This window comes from Streptomyces sp. NPDC054883 (assembly GCF_053610645.1).
The window spans coordinates 1-15,229 of sequence record NZ_JBSGYT010000013.1 but is presented as its reverse complement, the minus strand read 5'-3'; the positions used below and the strand labels follow the sequence as shown (position 1 = coordinate 15,229).

The following is a 15,229-nucleotide window of genomic DNA, read 5'->3' as shown; positions in this document are numbered from 1 at the left end:
CATCCTGTGCACAGGATCCGATGACTTCTCCACACCGCTGTCCACTGTTCGGCAACCAAGACCGCCTCGTCACCGCCCCGAGTGAAAGCGGTCACATGGATGGGGATGTTTGGTCTGTGGAGTACTGGGGAAAAGCTGGGGACACACCTGTGGAGTAGTCGCGGTGGCCTGGGGACGGCCTGTGCAGAAGTTTTCGTTCTCCACAGAGACACCGTGTTGTCCACCGGTGCCACCCACAGGGTGTGGGGATAAAAAACCGGGCCTGACCTGCGAGGACGGGCTTATCCACCGTTTCCACAGGCCCTACTACTACCCCCATAGAGATTTAGGCCGGATTCGGTTTTCAAGCAGGTCCTGTGCACAACTCGTCGTCCGGCCGCCCCGACGCCGCGCTCCCGACTTGACCGCCGACAGCACCGACTGTCGGCGCCGTACGTCAGACTGGTCCCCGGCACCGAGGCCCCGGTCCGTCCAGACCCCGGGCCGGGAGCCAACGACGAAGGCCGGCAGACGAGCGAGAAACAGCAGGAGGCGGTTCCGGTGAAGATCCGGGTGGAGCGCGACGTACTCGCGGAGGCGGTGGCCTGGGCTGCCCGTAGCCTCCCGGCCCGGCCGCCGGTGCCCGTTCTCGCGGGCCTGCTGCTCAAGGCGGAGAACGGCACGCTGTCCCTCTCCGGCTTCGACTACGAGGTCTCGGCCCGCGTCTCCGTCGAGGCCGACGTCGAGGAGGACGGCACGGTCCTGGTCTCCGGCCGGCTCCTCGCCGACATCTGCCGAGCCCTCCCCAACCGTCCGGTGGAGATTTCCACAGACGGTGTACGGGCGACCGTGGTCTGCGGTTCCTCCCGGTTCACCCTCCACACCCTGCCTGTGGAGGAGTACCCGGCGCTGCCGCAGATGCCGACCGCGACCGGCACCGTTCCCGGTGAGGTCTTCGCCTCCGCCGCCGCCCAGGTCGCCATCGCCGCCGGCCGCGACGACACGCTGCCCGTGCTGACCGGTGTCCGCATCGAGATCGAGGGCGACCGGGTCACCCTCGCCTCCACCGACCGCTACCGCTTCGCGGTCCGCGAGTTCCTGTGGAAGCCGGAGAACCCCGACGCCTCCGCGGTGGCCCTGGTGCCCGCGAAGACGCTCCTGGACACCGCCAAGTCCCTGACCAGCGGTGACACCGTCACCCTGGCCCTCTCGGGCTCCGGTGCCGGCGAGGGCCTGATCGGCTTCGAGGGCGCGGGCCGCCGCACCACCACCCGCCTGCTCGAAGGCGACCTGCCGAAGTACCGCACGCTCTTCCCGACGGAGTTCAACTCCATCGCGGTGATCGAGACCGCCCCGTTCGTCGAGGCCGTCAAGCGCGTGGCCCTCGTCGCCGAGCGCAACACCCCGGTCCGGCTGAGCTTCGAGCAGGGCGTGCTGATCCTGGAGGCGGGCTCCAGCGACGATGCACAGGCTGTGGAACGCGTCGACGCGAACCTGGAGGGCGACGACATCTCGATCGCCTTCAACCCGACGTTCCTGCTGGACGGCCTGAGCGCGATCGACTCGCCCGCCGCCCAGCTGAGCTTCACCACCTCCACCAAGCCTGCGCTGCTCAGCGGCCGCCCCGCGGTCGACGCCGAAGCGGACGAGGCGTACAAGTACCTGATCATGCCGGTGCGCCTGTCCGGCTGAGTCCGCCCCGTCGGGCCCGGTCTCGCGAACTGCGCGGACCGGGCCCGACGGCGTACCCGGCACGTTGGGTGGGGTACCGCCCGACGGCCCGGCGTAGGCTCGGAGCCGGGGACGGCCCCGAATCCCGGGGAGCCCGGCACAGACGGCCACAACGCTTAAGGAAGCACCTGATGGAGCTTGGTCTCATCGGTCTCGGCAAGATGGGCGGCAACATGCGCGAGCGCATCCGCCGCGCAGGCCACACCGTCATCGGATACGACCGCAACCCGGACCTCGCGGATGTCCACAGCCTGCGGGAACTTGTGGACGGCCTCCAGGCCCCCCGCGTGGTGTGGGTGATGGTCCCGGCCGGTGCGGCGACGCAGTCCACCGTCGATGAGCTGGGAGAGCTGCTCTCGCCCGGCGACATCGTCGTCGACGGCGGCAACTCGCGCTGGACCGATGACGAGAAGCACGCCGAGGAGCTGGCCGCCAAGGGCATCGGCTTCGTCGACTGCGGCGTCTCGGGCGGCGTGTGGGGCCTGGAGAACGGTTACGCGCTGATGTACGGCGGCGAGAAGGAGCACGTCGCGGCCGTACAGCCGGTCTTCGACGCCCTCAAGCCCGAGGGTGAGTTCGGTGCCGTGCACGCGGGCAAGGTCGGCGCCGGCCACTTCGCGAAGATGGTCCACAACGGCATCGAGTACGCCATGATGCAGGCCTACGCCGAGGGCTGGGAGCTGCTGGAGAAGGTGGACTCGGTCACCGACGTCCGCGAGGTGTTCAGGTCCTGGCAGGAAGGCACGGTCATCCGTTCCTGGCTGCTGGACCTCGCCGTGAACGCGCTGGACGAGGACGAGCACCTGGAGAAGCTGCGCGGCTTCGCGCAGGACTCGGGCGAGGGCCGCTGGACGGTCGAGGCGGCGATCGACAACGCCGTTCCGCTGCCGGCCATCACCGCCTCGTTGTTCGCCCGGTTCGCGTCCCGCCAGGACGACTCCCCGCAGATGAAGATGATCGCTGCGCTGCGCAACCAGTTCGGCGGTCACGCGGTCGAGAAGAAGTAGTCCGCGCGGGGCACCACCCGTACGACTCGCAAGACAGCACCACAGCAAGCAGCAGGAAGCCGGGGGAGGTCGGCGCCGAATGCACGTTTCGCATCTCTCACTGGCCGACTTCCGCTCGTACGCCCGGGCCGAGGTTCCCCTCGGTCCGGGCGTCACCGCGTTCGTGGGCCCCAACGGCCAGGGCAAGACCAACCTCGTCGAGGCGATCGGCTACCTGGCGACCCTGGGCAGCCACCGGGTGTCCTCGGACGCCCCGCTGGTACGGATGGGCGCGGACCGGGCGGTCATCCGCGCGGCCGTGACACAGGGCGAGCGCCGCCAGCTGGTCGAGCTGGAGCTCAATCCGGGGCGCGCGAACCGTGCCCGTATCAACCGGTCCTCGCAGGTCAGGCCGCGGGACGTGCTGGGGATCATCCGTACGGTGCTGTTCGCGCCGGAGGACCTGGCGCTGGTGAAGGGCGATCCGGGAGAGCGGCGCCGCTTCCTGGACGAACTCGTCACGGCCCGCTCCCCGCGGATGGCCGGGGTCCGCTCGGACTACGAGCGGGTGCTCAAGCAGCGCAACACCCTGCTGAAGTCGGCGGCGATGGCCCGCCGGCACGGCGGCCGTTCCATGGACCTGTCGACCCTCGACGTGTGGGACCAGCACCTCGCCCGGGCGGGCGCGGAGCTGCTGGCGCAGCGGCTGGACCTGATCGCGACCCTGCTGCCGCTGGCGGACAAGGCGTACGAGCAGCTCGCGCCGGGCGGCGGCCCGCTGGGGCTGGCGTACCGGTCCTCGGCCGGTGAGGCCGTGGACAGCGGGGCGGCGCGCACCCGGGAGGCGCTGTACGAGGTGCTGCTGGCGGCCCTGGCGGAAGTGCGCAAGCAGGAGATCGAGCGGGGCGTGACGCTGGTCGGTCCGCACCGCGACGACGTGCTGCTGCGGCTCGGGGAGCTGCCGGCGAAGGGGTACGCCAGCCACGGCGAGTCCTGGTCGTACGCGCTGGCGCTGCGGCTGGCCTCGTACGAGCTGCTGCGTTCGGAGGGCGACGAGCCGGTGCTGATCCTGGACGACGTGTTCGCCGAGCTGGACGCGCGGCGCCGGGAGCGGCTGGCGGAGTTGGTGGCCCCGGGTGAGCAGGTGCTGGTGACGGCGGCTGTGGACGATGACGTTCCGGACGTGCTGGCGGGGGTGCGCTTCGGGGTGTCCGGCGGTGAGGTGACCCTGCTGTGAGCGACCGCGAGGAGCACCCGGAGCGCAAGGCTCCGCCGCTGTCGGGGGTGGACCTGGCACGGCAGGCGCTGGCGGCGGCGCGCGAGCAGGCGCGGGCGCGCGGCAACGCGGCGCCGGGGAAGAGGCGGCAGCAGCCGGGGCTGCGGTCGGGCGCGCGCGCGGACGGCCGGGACCCGATGCCGTTGATGGCGGCGCTGGCCCGGCTGCGGACGGAGCACGGCTGGGAGATGCCGATGGCGGTGGCCGGTGTGATGGAGCGCTGGCCGGAGATCGTCGGTCCCGACATCGCCGCGCACTGCGTCCCGGAGCGGTACGAGGACCGCGAGCTGGTGGTCCGGTGTGACTCCTCGGCCTGGGCGGCGCAGCTGAAACTGCTGGCGCCGCAGCTGGTGGCGCGGCTGAACGCGGAGCTGGGGCAGGGCACCGTACGGATGATCAAGGTGCACGGCCCGGGCGGCCGGCCGAAGCAGTACGGGCCGTGGCGGGTGCCGGGCGGCACCGGCCCGGGCGATACGTACGGCTGAGCCTGCCGCGATCCCCTCTTCACTTCCCTCAGCCGGCGCCCCCGGACGCCCGCTGAGCGGTGCCGCGCGCCCGCCCTGCGGCGTGTTGATCACGGGCCGGCGACGGCATGGTTTCGGCCAGGTCGCGGCCCTCCTCCGGTGCCCTCCCGCGGGTGGTGTCCCTCACGGTAGTGAGAGGTTGACAGGCCGAGGCGCTCAATGCCCGTGTGAGCCTCTTTGAGCCCCTCCCCGGATATGGGGAGTCGGAGAGAGGAGGTTCAGGGCGGCACATGCGGACTCAGGTACCGGCAAACCCCCATTCATGTCCGTGGTACCGGTAGACTGAAGCGAATCCCGCCCGCTTGCGGGATCCGCTGACAAACGCTGACAACGCAGATCGACGCAGCCGCTCCTGCTTGCATGCCTGCTGGCCCGGAGTACGGCCTGTGCTGTGCCAGAAAGGGCGCTTCGTGGCCGATTCCGGCAACCCCAACGAGAAGAACGAGTCCACCGCCGGCGGCGAGGCCGGTGAGTCCTCTTACACCGGCAGCAACATCCAGGTCCTCGAGGGTCTGGACGCGGTCCGCAAGCGGCCCGGCATGTACATCGGCTCGACCGGTGAGCGCGGCCTGCACCACCTCGTCTACGAGGTCGTCGACAACTCCGTCGACGAGGCCCTGGCCGGGCACGCGGACACCATCGACGTCACGATCCTCGCCGACGGCGGCGTGCGCGTGATCGACAACGGCCGTGGCATCCCCGTCGACATCGTCCCCTCCGAGGGCAAGCCGGCGCTGGAGGTCGTGCTGACGGTGCTGCACGCGGGCGGCAAGTTCGGCGGTGGCGGCTACGCCGTCTCCGGCGGTCTGCACGGCGTGGGCGTCTCCGTCGTGAACGCGCTGTCGACGAAGGTCGCGGTCGAGGTCAAGCGGGACGGCTTCCGCTGGAGCCAGGACTACAAGCTCGGCGCCCCGACGGCTCCCCTCGCCAAGAACGAGGAGACCGAGGAGCACGGCACGTCGGTCACCTTCTGGGCCGACCCCGACATCTTCGAGACGACCGAGTACTCCTTCGAGACGCTGTCGCGGCGCTTCCAGGAGATGGCCTTCCTCAACAAGGGCCTGACCCTGACGCTGACCGACGAGCGCGAGTCCGCCAAGGCGACGATGGGCGCGGACAACCCGGACGCGGACGCGGCCGAGCCGCCCGCGCGCACGGTGAAGTACTACTACGAGGGCGGCATCGTCGACTTCGTGAAGTACCTCAACTCGCGCAAGGGCGAGCTGATCCACCCGACCGTCATCGACGTCGAGGCCGAGGACAAGGAGCGCATGCTCTCGGTCGAGATCGCGATGCAGTGGAACTCGCAGTACACCGAAAGTGTCTACTCCTTCGCGAACACGATCCACACGCACGAGGGCGGTACCCACGAAGAGGGCTTCCGCGCGGCGCTGACGGGCCTGGTCAACCGCTACGCCCGCGACAAGAAGCTGCTGCGCGAGAAGGACGACAACCTCGCCGGCGAGGACATCCGCGAGGGTCTGACCGCGATCATCTCGGTCAAGCTTGGCGAGCCCCAGTTCGAGGGCCAGACGAAGACCAAGCTGGGCAACACCGAGGCGAAGACCTTCGTGCAGAAGGTCGTGCACGAGCACCTCAACGACTGGTTCGACCGCAACCCGGTCGAGGCCGCGGACATCGTCCGCAAGGCGATCCAGGCCGCCACGGCGCGCGTCGCGGCCCGCAAGGCCCGTGACCTGACCCGTCGCAAGGGCCTGCTGGAGAGCGCCTCGCTGCCGGGCAAGCTGTCCGACTGCCAGTCGAACGACCCGACGAAGTGCGAGATCTTCATCGTCGAGGGCGACTCGGCCGGCGGCTCCGCGAAGTCCGGCCGCAACCCGATGTACCAGGCCATCCTGCCGATCCGCGGCAAGATCCTGAACGTCGAGAAGGCCCGGATCGACAAGATCCTCCAGAACACCGAGGTCCAGGCGCTGATCAGTGCCTTCGGCACCGGTGTGCACGAGGACTTCAACATCGAGAAGCTCCGCTATCACAAGATCATCTTGATGGCGGACGCCGACGTCGACGGCCAGCACATCAACACCCTGCTGCTGACTTTCCTGTTCCGCTTCATGCGTCCGCTGGTCGAGGCCGGGCACGTCTACCTCTCCCGCCCTCCGCTGTACAAGATCAAGTGGGGTCGGGACGACTTCGAGTACGCGTACTCGGACCGTGAGCGCGACGCCCTGGTCGAGCACGGCAAGGCGCAGGGCAAGCGGATCAAGGAAGACTCCATCCAGCGCTTCAAGGGTCTGGGCGAGATGAACGCCGAGGAACTGCGCGTCACCACCATGGACGTGGACCACCGCGTGCTCGGCCAGGTCACCCTGGACGACGCCGCGCAGGCCGACGACCTGTTCTCGGTGCTGATGGGTGAGGACGTCGAAGCCCGGCGCTCCTTCATCCAGCGCAACGCCAAGGACGTCCGCTTCCTCGACATCTGAGTCGGCTCAGCTGACCGCCTGAAAGGACTTTTGACCAGCAATGGCCGACGAAACCACCCCGACCGCCGAGAACACCGAAGAGGACGGCCAGCAGCTGCGCATCGAGCCCGTCGGGCTCGAGACGGAGATGCAGCGCTCCTACCTCGACTACGCGATGTCCGTCATCGTCTCCCGCGCGCTGCCCGACGTACGGGACGGCCTCAAGCCCGTCCACCGTCGTGTGCTGTACGCGATGTACGACGGCGGCTACCGGCCCGAAAAGGGCTTCTACAAGTGCGCCCGCGTCGTCGGTGACGTCATGGGCACCTACCACCCGCACGGCGACTCCTCGATCTACGACGCCCTGGTCCGCCTGGCCCAGCCGTGGTCGATGCGGATGCCGCTGGTGGACAGCAACGGCAACTTCGGCTCGCCGGGCAACGACCCGGCGGCGGCCATGCGCTACACCGAGTGCAAGCTGATGCCGCAGGCCATGGAGATGCTCCGGGACATCGACGAGGAGACCGTCGACTTCACGGACAACTACGACGGCCGCAACCAGGAGCCGACGGTCCTGCCGGCGCGCTTCCCGAACCTGCTGGTCAACGGCAGCGCCGGAATCGCGGTCGGCATGGCCACCAACATCCCGCCGCACAACCTGCGCGAGGTCGCGGCGGGCGCGCAGTGGGCGCTGGAGCACCCGGAGGCCTCCCACGAGGAGCTCCAGGACGCGCTCATCGAGCGGATCAAGGGCCCCGACTTCCCGTCCGGCGCCCTCGTCGTCGGCCGCAAGGGCATCGAGGAGGCGTACCGGACCGGTCGCGGCTCCATCACGATGCGCGCGGTGGTGGAGGTCGAGGAGATCCAGAACCGCCAGTGCCTGGTGGTCACCGAGCTCCCGTACCAGACCAACCCCGACAACCTCGCGCAGAAGATCGCGGACCTGGTCAAGGACGGCAAGGTCGGCGGCATCGCCGACGTCCGCGACGAGACCTCCTCGCGGACCGGCCAGCGCCTGGTCATCGTCCTCAAGCGGGACGCGGTCGCCAAGGTCGTGCTGAACAACCTGTACAAGCACACCGACCTGCAGACGAACTTCGGCGCGAACATGCTGGCGCTGGTGGACGGGGTGCCGCGCACCCTGTCGATCGACGCGTTCATCCGCCACTGGGTGCAGCACCAGATCGAGGTCATCGTCCGGCGCACCCGCTTCCGCCTGCGCAAGGCGGAGGAGCGCGCCCACATCCTGCGCGGTCTGCTCAAGGCGCTGGACGCCATCGACGAGGTCATCGCGCTGATCCGGCGCAGCAACACCGTCGAGATCGCGCGCGAGGGCCTGATGGGCCTGCTGGAGATCGACGAGATCCAGGCGAACGCCATCCTGGAGATGCAGCTGCGCCGCCTCGCCGCGCTGGAGCGGCAGAAGATCGTCGCCGAGCACGACGAGCTCCAGGCCAAGATCAACGAGTACAACGCGATCCTCGCCTCCGAGGCGCGTCAGCGCACCATCGTCAGCGAGGAACTGGCGGCCATCGTCGAGAAGTTCGGCGACGACCGGCGGTCCAAGCTGGTGCCCTTCGACGGCGACATGTCCATCGAGGACCTGATCGCCGAAGAGGACATCGTCGTCACGATCACGCACGGCGGCTACGTCAAGCGCACCAAGACCGAGGACTACCGTTCGCAGAAGCGCGGCGGCAAGGGCGTCCGCGGCACGAAGCTCAAGCAGGACGACCTGGTCGACCACTTCTTCGTGTCCACCACGCACCACTGGCTGCTGTTCTTCACCAACAAGGGCCGCGTCTACCGGTCCAAGGCGTACGAGCTCCCGGACGCCGGGCGCGACGCGCGCGGTCAGCACGTCGCGAACCTGCTGGCTTTCCAGCCGGACGAGAAGATCGCCCAGATCCTCGCGATCCGCGACTACGACGCCGCGCCGTACCTGATCCTGGCGACCAAGGGCGGCCTGGTGAAGAAGACGGCGCTCAAGGACTACGACTCCCCCCGTTCGGGTGGTGTCATCGCGATCAACCTCCGGGAGACGGAGGACGGCGGCGATGACGAGCTGATCGGTGCGGAGCTGGTGTCCGCCGAGGACGACCTGCTGCTCATCAGCAAGAAGGCGCAGTCGATCCGCTTCACGGCGACCGACGAGGCGCTGCGTCCGATGGGCCGCGCCACCTCCGGCGTGAAGGGCATGAGTTTCCGCGGCGGGGACGAACTGCTCTCCATGAGCGTGGTCCGGCCCGGTACCTTCGTCTTCACCGCGACCGACGGCGGCTACGCCAAGCGGACGCCGGTGGACGAGTACCGCGTCCAGGGCCGTGGTGGTCTGGGCATCAAGGCGGCGAAGATCGTGGAGGACCGCGGTTCGCTCGTCGGCGCGCTGGTGGTCGACGAAACGGACGAGATTCTCGCGATCACCCTCAGTGGTGGTGTGATTCGTACGCGCGTCAATGAAGTCAGGGAGACCGGCCGTGACACCATGGGCGTTCAGCTGATCAACCTGGGCAAGCGGGACGCCGTGGTGGGCATCGCGCGGAACGCCGAGGCCGGTCAGGATGCCGACGAGGTCGATGACGAGAACGCGTCGGAGACCGAGGAAGCCGATGGACAGGCCGTTGAGGCCGCCGAGGGCACGCAGCCTTCGGCTGGGGAGCACGAGGAGTAAGTCGTGAGTGGATCCACGGGCGCCGGACCGGCCAAGACTGGAGCGAACGGTGCCCGTGGCCCCGCCGCGGATTCTCAAGGCGGGGGCGCCCCCGCAAAGGGCAGGGGGAGCACCGTGACGGACACCCGAGGGCCGAAGCCGAAGGCGGGTGCGGCCCAGGAGCCGGACGCGCAGCCGTACAAGCCGCCGCAGGCCTACGCCGCGCCCACGGGCCCGGTCGCGCCGCGGCAGGCGCGTCCGGGGGTGCGTACGGCGCCGCGGACGCGCAAGGCGCGGCTGCGGGTGGCGAAGGCCGACCCGTGGTCGGTGATGAAGGTCAGCTTCCTGCTGTCGATCGCGCTCGGCATCTGCACGGTCGTGGCGGCCGTGGTGCTGTGGATGGTCATGGACGCGATGGGCGTCTTCTCGACCGTCGGCGGCACGATCAGCGAGGCGACCGGATCCAACGAGAGCAACGGCTTCGACCTCCAGTCGTTCCTGTCGCTGCCGCGCGTACTGATCTTCACCTCGGTGATCGCGGTGATCGACGTCGTACTGGCAACGGCGTTGGCGACGCTGGGCGCATTCATCTACAACGTCTCGGCCGGCTTCGTGGGCGGTGTGGAGCTCACGCTCGCCGAGGACGAGTGACCGGACTGACCTGCGGGGACGCCCCCGCGGAACGGATTTGGGACCTGCCGGGTCTGTGCGCTAACCTTCAGGAGTCAGCGCGCAGCGCGGATGGGGCTATAGCTCAGTTGGTTAGAGCGCATCCCTGATAAGGATGAGGCCACAGGTTCAAATCCTGTTAGCCCCACAGTGTCGAAGACCCCCAGCCAGTGGCTGGGGGTCTTCGCGTTGTGCGGCCCCGGGGCCGCGGACGCGCCGGTCTAGGGTGTCGTGCATGGACAACGACCCGCAGCCGCAGTCCTTGCACTTCCACCAGGACTATCTCGACGCCGTCCGCGCGGGACGCAAGACGACGACCGTGCGCTTTCGGGAACCGGTCGTCGAGGGGCCGGTCGACATGGTCTTCGAGCTGGACGAGGAGCTTGTGCTCCCTGGTGTCGTCACGCGGCTCGCCCCGAAGACGGTCGGCGGGCTGACCGAGGAGGACGCCGTCGCCGACGGGTTCCGCGACCTTGCGGAGTTGCACGACAGGCTGCGGTACCACTATCCCGCCCTCGCTCCGGCCGACGAGGTCACCGTCGTCCATTTCCGCTTGGCGGCGGACGATCGGTGAGGGCCGGGAGCCTCTCCGTTGGGCCGGTCGAGTGGCGCCGGAGGGGGGCCCTCAGATAACCGATCGGTATCGGCCGGTGTGTATTGTGGGCCGTCAGAAGTCCTCAACGTCAACGAAAGACGAGGTCGCGCGGTGAAGAAGCTGCTCCTGGTCGCACTGGCCGCCATCGGCGGGCTCCTCGTGTACCGCCAGATCCAGGCGGACCGCGCCGAGCAGGACCTGTGGACGGAGGCAACCGACTCCGTGCCTTCTGGTTCCGGCGTGTGAGACCCACCGTTTCCCATAGGGCCCCGGCTGCCGCTGCTGCCGGGGCTTTGTGCTGTTCCGGCACGAAATCTTGCGGTACGCAAAGTTCGGGCTTGCGGGAGTGAATCCGGGGTGTGGGTGGGCGTGATGGGGCGGGTACGCAGGACGGTGCTGGCCGGGACGGCCGCCGTGGGGCTGGCCGTCGGGGTGCCGGGGGCCGCGTTCGCGGCCGGACCCGCGCACGGGCCGCCGCCGGAGTACCGCGCGGCAGACGGGGCCCGCACGGTCCGGGGCAAGCCCTCCAGCGCCGACGCCCCGCTGCTGGAGCCGGGGTCCGTCTACGAGGACACCGTCTTGCCCGGCGAGCGTTTCTACCGGCTCACCCTCGACGACATCTCCGACGTGTACGTCTCCGCCGTGGTCCGGCCCGGCCGGGGCGCCAAGGTGGGCTTCGGCGACGGCATCGAGGTCGAGGTCATGACCAAGGAGGGGCGGCGCTGCCCCAACCCGGGCCGGGCGGGCTTCGCTTACGACCCCGTGCCGATCGGCGCGGCAGCGGTCCGGCGGGTCCGGGAGGACGCCGAATGCCAGGCGGGCGGCATCTACTACGCCAAGGTGACGCGGACCGCGGCCAAGGACTCCGCCCAGGGGCCGTGGCCGGTGGAACTGCTGGTCCGGCGCGAGCCCGGGCTGGGCGGTGCCGTGCCCACGGAAGCGCCGGTTGCGCGGCCCTCGGCCTCGCCGGCGCTGCCGGGTACGGAACCGGTGGCCCGTAGCGGCGGGACCGGCTTCAACGACGCGCGTGCCCTGGGGAGCGGGGTGTGGCGCGACGAGCTGCGGCCCGGGCAGACCCGGTTCTACCGCGTTCCGCTGGACTGGGGGCAGCAGTTGGGGGTCGGCGCGGAGATCGCGGCCGCCGAGATGACCAAGCCGTACGGATCCGCCGCCGGCGGGCTCACCGTCGCGCTGTACAGCCCCTACCGGGGCCGGGTCGACTCCGAGGACACCTCGTACGACGGCAAGCAGGCGGCCGTCACCCTCCCGAAGACGGCGCCGGTGGCGTACGGGAACCGCTTCTCGAACGACGCCGCGGTGCGCGGGACGGGGGTGGCCGGCTGGTACTACCTCGCGGTCACGCTGGGCGGGAAGGTGGCGGAGTTCACCCGGGACGCGACGCCGGTGCCGCTGACGCTGCGGATGGACGTCAGCGGCAGTCCGGACAAGGCGCCCGCGTACCGGGAGAGCCTGAGCGCGGCCGGTTTCGGGGTGGGCCCCGCCGAGCGGACGGCCGCGAAGGAGGGGCTCACCGGACCGGAGGCCGCCGCGGCCGAGGACGACCGCGCGGTGATGCGGGTGGTGGCCGGCGCGGGCTTCGCCACCGGGGCGGTGCTGCTGCTCGGGCTCGGGGGCTGGTTCCTGCTGGCGCGGCGGAGCGGCGTCCGCAGCGGCGGCTAGTGCCGTTGTCCGGCTCGCGCCGCCCGGCACTAGATCCGGGTCAGCGCCCAGGCGCCGACCGCGAAGCAGAGCAGGGCGGCGGTGAGGACGGCGGCCGTGACCCGGCGCGGGGGCGGGGAGATGGCGGAGCGCACCGGGGGCGGCTGCGGGGGCGGGGCCGGCGGGGCGAGGCGGAAGCTACCGGTCTCTGAGGGGCCGTAGCCCACCGGGGGCGGCCCGTACGAAGGAGGCGGAGCGGCCGCGGGGGTGACGGCGACCGCGGGCGGTGGCGCCAGCGGGCCCCGGGGGCCGAAACCGGCGGGGAGCGGGCCGAGTTGGTCGAACACTTCCACGGGTTCTTCGTCCGGCGGCGCCGGCGCCAGCAGCTCGACGGCCTCGGCAAGGGCCTTGCGCGCCCCTGTGGCGGTCCGGAACCGGTTCTCGGGGTTCGGGTGCAAGAGTCCCGCGATGACGTCCCACAGGCCCGCGGGGACGCCCTCGGGCGCGCCGGGTGTCCCTCGGCTCAGGAAGTCCTCGACCAGCTTCTGGGAGTCGGGCTTGTTCCCTTGCAACAGGTACAGCGCGACCAGCCCGACGGCGAAGAGGTCGGCCGGGAAGTCCGGTTCCGCGCCCAGCATTTGCTCGGGGGCGAAGTACCCCGGCGTGCCGACCACGACGTGGGTGTCGGTGAGCCGGGGCTCGCCCTTGCACATCGAGATCCCGAAGTCGGACAGCCGCAGGTGGGGGCGTCCCGTCCCGGTCGCCTCCAGCAGGATGTTGGCCGGTTTGATGTCGCGGTGGACGACGCCCTCCGCGTGCACGGCCGCCAGCCCCGAGAGGAGCTGGTCGAGCAACGTGCACACGAAGCGGGGCGGCAGCGGTCCGTAGTCCCCGATCACATGGGCGAGGGAACCGCCGCCGACGAGGTCCATGGTGAACAGGACCTTGTCGTCGTCCGCGGCCCAGCTGGCCGGGGCCAGCACGTGCGGGTGATCGATCCGCAGGGCCTGCTCGCGCACGAAGCGCAGCAGGCTGTGGGCGTCTACTTGGAGGAGGACCTTCGCGGCGACGTACCGGCGGCGGCGGTGGTCCCAGGCCCGCCACACGGCGCCCGCGCCACCCCGTCCGATCGGGTCGACCAGCTCGTACCGGCCGGCGAAGACCTCGCCCATCGCTCTGTCCGCCCCCGTCCTCGCCCGTCGGTCAGTTCTGGTGGGCCTCGTAGTGGGCGACCGCGTCGGAGGTGCGGCCGGCCCCGTAGACCCGGAGGAACTCGGCGAGTTCCGGATGGCTGGTGGCGAGCGTGTCCGCCGCGTCGATGATGTCGCCGGCGGCGGAGACCGACCGCAGCAGGGACTGGATCTCGCGCACGACCCGCTTGACCGTGGGTGCTCCCGAACCGGTGGCCGTCTGGCCGCTGTTGCTGAGCACGGAGCCGCCCTGGGTCCGCTTGATCTCGTCCATGCGGTCGGTGGCCTCGGCCGCGCTGACGCTGCCGTCGGCGACCTGGCCGGCGAGGTCCTGGAGCGCTTGGACCCGCTGCACGACGGCCGGGTTCCCGATCTTGGCGCGCTGGCCGCTCATCAGCTGGGACAGCATCGGGGCCGACAGTCCGAGGACGGCAGCGAGGCGGGCCTGGTTCAGCCCCAGGTCGTCTATGAGCCGGCGGAAGAGCGCTCCCAGCGGCTCGCCGTACCAACTGCGCTGGAGCTCTCTGGCTCTGGCCGTGGCCTCTTGCTGTACTGCGTCCACGCTGACAACTCCCCTTCGCTGGTGCGAACCTCGCGAGCATCTTACGGAGAGTGGTCGCGGGGCGGGAGTCCCTATCATTTTGCGGGATCAGGGGGTACACCCGGTACTCTGTTCTGCGGAACGACCACTCCTTCACCGGGGACGGGCGTATCCGTTTTCGGGGCCTTAGCTCAGTTGGTAGAGCGCTGCCTTTGCAAGGCAGATGTCAGGAGTTCGAATCTCCTAGGCTCCACACTCCGAAAGACCCTCCCGACCTGCGTGAATGCAGGACGGGAGGGTCTTTTCGCGTCCTGCCGCGGCTGCCGTCACGCAGCCCCGGCGCGGTGTTTCACGTGAAACCTCAGCCCTCGACGGCCGCCCCGGAGGAGTACCGCGGTCAGCGGGCCGGCAGCCGGAGCGGATCGCCCGGACGGGTCAGTCGCGGGGACGGGGCGGGGATGGTGGCCGAGAGTGGGGTGAGGCACTGTGGCCAGGGGGGCGACATCACGCCGGAGGCGCACACACCATGGGAATCTTCGACTTCCTGAAGTCCGACAAGAAGAGGCGGGAAGAGGCCGCCGAGAAGGCGAAGGAGCAGGTCGAGCAGCAGGCCCCGGCCAAGTCTGCGGGGCCCAACGACATGGGCGGGAAGTACACCGACGCCGCTTCGGCCACCAGGGCGGCCGCCGCCCCGGCGCCGCCGAAGCCGGCGCCCGGGCACGTGCAGCACAAGACGCCGACCCCGGGCTCGGCCGCCCACAAGGCGGTGCCCGCGGCGCCCAAGCCGCCGTCCGAGGCGCAGCGCACGTACATCGTCAAGGCAGGTGACTCGCTCTCCGCGATCGCCCGCCGCGAGCTGGGCAACGAGGGGCGCTGGCGCGAGCTCTACGCCATGAACAAGTCGGTCGTCGGCCCGAACCCCGACCTGATCCGGCCGGGCATGGTGCTCATGCTCCCGGGCTGACGCCGCAGGCACGGTGGAGGGGCCCGGATCCACCGGATC

At 70.2% G+C, this 15,229-nt stretch carries 13 protein-coding genes and 2 tRNA genes; 13 read left to right on the top strand and 2 right to left on the bottom strand.

The annotated features are described in order from the left end of the window. Positions 1 to 540 precede the first annotated feature (540 nt). The 11 genes from dnaN to ACWGH1_RS12305 all read left to right on the top strand — a co-directional run bounded on the left by dnaN (position 541) and on the right by ACWGH1_RS12305 (position 12,516). The gene (gene dnaN / locus ACWGH1_RS12355) at positions 541 to 1,671 is read left to right on the top strand and encodes a DNA polymerase III subunit beta (protein ID WP_453355386.1); all 1,131 of its coding nucleotides are present in this window, start codon (positions 541 to 543) and stop codon (positions 1,669 to 1,671) included. A 170-nt stretch (positions 1,672 to 1,841) separates the two neighbouring features. Beyond that, positions 1,842 to 2,717, top strand: a complete 876-nt coding sequence (gene gnd / locus ACWGH1_RS12350; protein WP_190185583.1) for a phosphogluconate dehydrogenase (NAD(+)-dependent, decarboxylating) — start codon at positions 1,842 to 1,844, stop codon at positions 2,715 to 2,717. 79 nt (positions 2,718 to 2,796) lie between these two features. Further along, positions 2,797 to 3,933: a DNA replication/repair protein RecF gene (recF, locus tag ACWGH1_RS12345; RefSeq protein ID WP_453354396.1), complete on the top strand. Its 1,137-nt coding sequence runs from the start codon at positions 2,797 to 2,799 to the stop codon at positions 3,931 to 3,933. Beyond that, entirely contained in the window at positions 3,930 to 4,457 is a 528-nt protein-coding gene (locus ACWGH1_RS12340) for a DUF721 domain-containing protein (protein WP_453354395.1), read from the top strand. Before recF ends, ACWGH1_RS12340 begins: the two co-directional genes overlap by 4 nt. Before the next feature lie 425 nt (positions 4,458 to 4,882). Further along, a complete protein-coding gene (gene gyrB, locus ACWGH1_RS12335; RefSeq protein WP_453354394.1) occupies positions 4,883 to 6,943 on the top strand; it encodes a DNA topoisomerase (ATP-hydrolyzing) subunit B in 2,061 nt (686 codons plus the stop codon). A gap of 40 nt (positions 6,944 to 6,983) precedes the next feature. After that, positions 6,984 to 9,593, top strand: a complete 2,610-nt coding sequence (gene gyrA / locus ACWGH1_RS12330; protein ID WP_453354393.1) for a DNA gyrase subunit A — start codon at positions 6,984 to 6,986, stop codon at positions 9,591 to 9,593. Positions 9,594 to 9,596: 3 nt separating this feature from the next. Then, positions 9,597 to 10,223, top strand: coding sequence for a DUF3566 domain-containing protein (locus ACWGH1_RS12325; protein WP_453354392.1), 627 nt, complete (start codon positions 9,597 to 9,599; stop codon positions 10,221 to 10,223). A gap of 92 nt (positions 10,224 to 10,315) precedes the next feature. Next, a tRNA-Ile gene (locus ACWGH1_RS12320) sits at positions 10,316 to 10,389 on the top strand. 87 nt (positions 10,390 to 10,476) lie between these two features. Next, positions 10,477 to 10,815 carry an ASCH domain-containing protein gene (locus tag ACWGH1_RS12315; protein WP_453356066.1) on the top strand — a complete coding sequence of 113 codons (339 nt, stop codon included), beginning with the start codon at positions 10,477 to 10,479 and terminating at the stop codon, positions 10,813 to 10,815. 132 nt (positions 10,816 to 10,947) lie between these two features. Then, entirely contained in the window at positions 10,948 to 11,082 is a 135-nt protein-coding gene (locus ACWGH1_RS12310; protein ID WP_208809277.1) for a DLW-39 family protein, read from the top strand. Between the two features lie 126 nt (positions 11,083 to 11,208). Continuing rightward, positions 11,209 to 12,516, top strand: a complete 1,308-nt coding sequence (locus ACWGH1_RS12305; protein ID WP_453356067.1) for a hypothetical protein — start codon at positions 11,209 to 11,211, stop codon at positions 12,514 to 12,516. 29 nt (positions 12,517 to 12,545) lie between these two features. Here the strand turns inward: ACWGH1_RS12305 and ACWGH1_RS12300 are convergent, their stop codons facing one another. Further along, positions 12,546 to 13,667: a serine/threonine-protein kinase gene (locus ACWGH1_RS12300; protein WP_453356068.1), complete on the bottom strand. Its 1,122-nt coding sequence runs from the start codon at positions 13,665 to 13,667 to the stop codon at positions 12,546 to 12,548. Positions 13,668 to 13,698: 31 nt separating this feature from the next. Continuing rightward, positions 13,699 to 14,247 carry a helix-turn-helix domain-containing protein gene (locus ACWGH1_RS12295; RefSeq protein WP_453356069.1) on the bottom strand — a complete coding sequence of 183 codons (549 nt, stop codon included), beginning with the start codon at positions 14,245 to 14,247 and terminating at the stop codon, positions 13,699 to 13,701. A 159-nt stretch (positions 14,248 to 14,406) separates the two neighbouring features. Between ACWGH1_RS12295 and ACWGH1_RS12290 the strand changes: the two genes are divergently transcribed. Both ACWGH1_RS12290 and ACWGH1_RS12285 read left to right on the top strand, forming a co-directional pair. Further along, positions 14,407 to 14,479, top strand: a tRNA-Ala gene (locus ACWGH1_RS12290). 273 nt (positions 14,480 to 14,752) lie between these two features. Further along, entirely contained in the window at positions 14,753 to 15,190 is a 438-nt protein-coding gene (locus ACWGH1_RS12285) for a LysM peptidoglycan-binding domain-containing protein (RefSeq protein WP_453356070.1), read from the top strand. The last annotated feature ends 39 nt before the right edge of the window (positions 15,191 to 15,229 follow it).

What these genes read in the sequence shown, in the direction of transcription:
- ACWGH1_RS12305 (WP_453356067.1), top strand. Translation starts at nt 11,209, where the DNA reads ATGGGGCGGGTACGCAGGACGGTGCTGGCCGGGACGGCCGCCGTGGGG.
- ACWGH1_RS12300 (WP_453356068.1), bottom strand. Translation starts at nt 13,667, where the DNA reads ATGGGCGAGGTCTTCGCCGGCCGGTACGAGCTGGTCGACCCGATCGGA.
- gnd (WP_190185583.1), top strand. Translation starts at nt 1,842, where the DNA reads ATGGAGCTTGGTCTCATCGGTCTCGGCAAGATGGGCGGCAACATGCGC.
- ACWGH1_RS12285 (WP_453356070.1), top strand. Translation starts at nt 14,753, where the DNA reads ATGGGAATCTTCGACTTCCTGAAGTCCGACAAGAAGAGGCGGGAAGAG.
- recF (WP_453354396.1), top strand. Translation starts at nt 2,797, where the DNA reads ATGCACGTTTCGCATCTCTCACTGGCCGACTTCCGCTCGTACGCCCGG.
- ACWGH1_RS12315 (WP_453356066.1), top strand. Translation starts at nt 10,477, where the DNA reads ATGGACAACGACCCGCAGCCGCAGTCCTTGCACTTCCACCAGGACTAT.
- gyrA (WP_453354393.1), top strand. Translation starts at nt 6,984, where the DNA reads ATGGCCGACGAAACCACCCCGACCGCCGAGAACACCGAAGAGGACGGC.